Raw genomic sequence first — 3355 nt, forward strand, 5'->3', positions numbered from 1 at the left:
ATTTAACATAATGGCGCTTATGCGAAATCACCTCTAAAAAGTTATTGTTTTTCAAATATTTAAAAAATTAGTCATGACTAAAAAATAGGTGAAAAGCCGACTCGGAAACAAGTCGGATGCTTTTTAAGCATTTTTGTCACTTTTAGCCAATAAAATCGGTTAAAAAATACTCAAAATTTCAATTTTTCCTGATTTCTTAAGGCTTCTCTGATGCTATTTTATCCCCATTTCCTGCGGACAAATATCGGGATAATTTCCCAAATCAACTGTAAATTAGAGTACAAAAAACTGTATAGAGGATTTGGAACAATAAAAAAGTGACCTTCTAAAGGTATTTTACAATTGGATTCCATTATTTATTAGGTTTCAAAAAATGTTTGAGTTCGATCCAATGCTAGAAGAAATTAATGCATTTTTAGCTCTAAGAGGTTATCCACCTTTTTCTCATATAAACCAATTCACATCCGAACAATGGTTTGATTTTTCACAAATTGCAATGTACCAGTATCGCAACATAGCTCTATCCCATATTTTCAGGCAATTAGGTATACAAACATCACCGAAGATTAATATAGTTAGATAGAAAAAAAAGGAGCTTTAAGCTCCTTTTTTTGACTTATTCTAAGAGATTTTGTGTTAAATACGTCACAAATTGACGCATTTTAATTTTAAAATATTTATTAAAATCATAATCTTATTTATTGTATTATAACTTTGGTTTTGTGAAAAAAACTTTTCCTATGTGCATTTTGTAAAAGATCATTTAAAATAAGGAATACATGGTTGCAACTATTTTTTAGTTGCTAATAAAATTTTATTAAGGCATTATAATTATGAGCCAAAGCGATAAGCTAGAACAAAAACTACGAGCTAAACCAAAGCCCGTTAGCTTTCCTTGGGACGACTTAGTTACCTTGATGAAACAGTATGGTTTCACCGTATTAACACGCAAAGCAAAAGGATCTCACTTTACTTTTTATCATCCAGAAACTGGACTAAAGGTAAAGTTATCAAGATCTCATCCTGATGACGTGTTAAAGGGCTATCAAATTGCCAATGCAATTGAAGCGATAGATCAAGTTAAACGTGATAAAGAAAGCTCCTAATTCATTGGAATAATGAATCAGAAGCTTTTTTTATACTTAATAATTACCTTTCTAAAGGAAAATTAAGATGAAGAACTTAGGTCCATATAAAGGTTATATAGGATCCTTAGAGTTTGATTCTAACGATAAAATTCTACATGGTAAGATCCTATTTATTAGAGATATCATTACTTATGAAGCTGATAGCGCTAATGATATCGAAGATGCCTTTCATGAAGCTGTAGATGAGTATCTTGAAGATTGTAAATTCTTGGGTGTTGATCCAGATAAATCTTTAAGTGGAACCTTTAATGTCCGAGTATCTCCTGAACTACATAAAGAGATCTCTAAAAAGTCTACTTTACTCGATATTTCCTTGAACCAATATGTTACTCAAGCTCTTGAGTATTATGTGCATCATGGTGAAGAAATTCATTCATCAATTCAAAATCTTAACTCTTCTATTGATGAGTTAAATGATTGTGTCATCACCATTGCTTATCAGACAGATCGAAAGCAAAGTTCGACTGCTGAGAAGTTTGATACACATGGTTTTATTGTTAATGCTTTATCTTAAAATATAAGTAAATATTATGAGTAAAAAACAAATTAGTATTTCTATAGAGGAAATGACAAAAATTCTTCTTAAAGAAAATGGCATTTCCGAAGGAAAATATATTTTAGGCTTAGATATTGATGTGGTGGCAGGTCATATGGCTTCACCTAAAACAGATGCTAGGCCTAGTGTTTTAGTTGGAATCGAAAATTTCAAACTAATTGAAGTAGATGATTCTGTGGCTAATGCAGTAGATGCATCAACCATCTGATTATTTTGAAAAGCAAAAGGCCTAGCTACATGCTAGGCCTTTTGCTTTTCAAAATTATTCGTATAAGAGATTTTATGTTAAATCATAATCCTAATGTATTGGTGTAATAAAATCTTATAGTTAATAATTATCTAATAAATCAATTAGATGTGCTTTTATGTTAGTCCACTCACTTTTGATAATACTGTACATTACGGTATCTCGAGTTGTACCATCTTTACGTAAAGCATGCCCTCTAATTATCCCATCCTTTTTTGCACCCAATCTTTCAATTGCTCGCTGACTTTTAATATTAAAAATATCAGTGCGAAGTCCAACCGTCTCAGTATTTAACTGTTCAAAAGCAAATTGTAGTAATAGCAACTTACATGTCGTATTGACATGCGTACGCTGCACTGATTTTGCATACCAGGTATAACCTATTTCTAAGCGTTTCACGTTCAAAAGAACATCATGATAACTAGTTGTACCTAGAACTTTCCCACAGCTTTCTTCAATGACAACAAATGGATAACGTGTACCTTCCTGTTTTTGTATTAGAGCTGTTTCAATATATTGATGAACCTCAGAATAATGTGGTGTTGATGTCACTCTTAATTTCCATAGCTGACCATCTTTACATGCTTCCATAAGCCCACTTTCATGTTCAAAAGATAAGGGAATTAAACGGATATTACTTTTATTCAAAACAACATGATCAAATAATTCTAATTCTTTCACAATACTTTTCCTTTACGACATTTGAGCTGAATACAAGTGGTTCTATTGAGTTAATAATTTCTAAAATTAACATAATACAGCTTATGCGAAGCTATGAGTCCTTATCCTGTAAGGCATTCATAGCTCGCCACTTCATCATTAACACCGCATCTTCCTCCTCAAAACTCGACTCACCTGAAGCAATCCGTTCAATCATCGCATCAACATCGTCTTGACTGGCATCAATCACATGCTGCTCAAATGAATGCTCCACAATCCCTTGCGTTGCCTTAAAAGCAGCTCGAATTCGATCTGCATCTACTGGATTTTTCATACTTGGCCACGCTGCTCTGATTTATAACTTGGATGATCTTTCAGATAGGCAATAAAACTGTCCAAACGTTTGCTATCCAATCGTGATTCTTCAGGATGATCCACATGCTGTAACGGGTTTTGGCCTAAAAGAAACTGCTCAAACTGTGCCTTAAAATACTCAGGAATATCAGACACCAAAACATAGCTATCATCTGATTTCAGTTGATGCCGTGGGATCTGAATCAACTCAAGTAAATGTTTCTTCCACAATAGACTGGCCCGAAGCTGATCATTCACTGGATGATGGGGATCGTGTGCAGCTGCACGTTGATCTTCAAATAAACCCTCAAGAATTTGTTTTCCAGTCTTCATACGACCTCCAAAAGCTTTATTTAAAACCTCACAATATCCCTAGAACCATGATGGCGT

General features: G+C 33.5%; 6 protein-coding genes. 3 read left to right on the forward strand and 3 right to left on the reverse strand.

The window, feature by feature from the left end; genetic code table 11:
* Positions 1–833 precede the first annotated feature (833 nt).
* The 3 genes from C502_RS0117820 (at position 834) to C502_RS0117830 (ending at position 1912) form a co-directional block, all read left to right on the forward strand.
* On the forward strand, positions 834–1106 hold the full coding sequence (locus C502_RS0117820; RefSeq protein WP_018680114.1) for a type II toxin-antitoxin system HicA family toxin: 273 nt from the start codon (positions 834–836) through the stop codon (positions 1104–1106).
* 67 nt (positions 1107–1173) lie between these two features.
* Positions 1174–1662, forward strand: a complete 489-nt coding sequence (locus C502_RS0117825) for a type II toxin-antitoxin system HicB family antitoxin (RefSeq protein WP_000792939.1) — start codon at positions 1174–1176, stop codon at positions 1660–1662.
* 16 nt (positions 1663–1678) lie between these two features.
* Positions 1679–1912, forward strand: coding sequence for a hypothetical protein (locus C502_RS0117830; RefSeq protein WP_023274831.1), 234 nt, complete (start codon positions 1679–1681; stop codon positions 1910–1912).
* A 120-nt stretch (positions 1913–2032) separates the two neighbouring features.
* Here C502_RS0117830 and C502_RS0117835 read toward each other — a convergent pair whose 3' ends face one another.
* The 3 genes from C502_RS0117835 to C502_RS0117845 form a co-directional block, all read right to left on the reverse strand.
* Complete coding sequence (locus C502_RS0117835; protein ID WP_018680115.1) at positions 2033–2632, reverse strand: GNAT family N-acetyltransferase; 600 nt, start codon at positions 2630–2632, stop codon at positions 2033–2035.
* Positions 2633–2723: 91 nt separating this feature from the next.
* Positions 2724–2945 carry a hypothetical protein gene (locus C502_RS0117840; protein WP_018680116.1) on the reverse strand — a complete coding sequence of 74 codons (222 nt, stop codon included), beginning with the start codon at positions 2943–2945 and terminating at the stop codon, positions 2724–2726.
* Complete coding sequence (locus C502_RS0117845) at positions 2942–3298, reverse strand: hypothetical protein (protein ID WP_018680117.1); 357 nt, start codon at positions 3296–3298, stop codon at positions 2942–2944. The genes C502_RS0117840 and C502_RS0117845 overlap by 4 nt, the downstream gene beginning before the upstream one ends.
* Positions 3299–3355: the final 57 nt, after the last annotated feature.

This window comes from Acinetobacter tjernbergiae DSM 14971 = CIP 107465, from assembly GCF_000374425.1.
Classification (GTDB): domain Bacteria; phylum Pseudomonadota; class Gammaproteobacteria; order Pseudomonadales; family Moraxellaceae; genus Acinetobacter; species Acinetobacter tjernbergiae.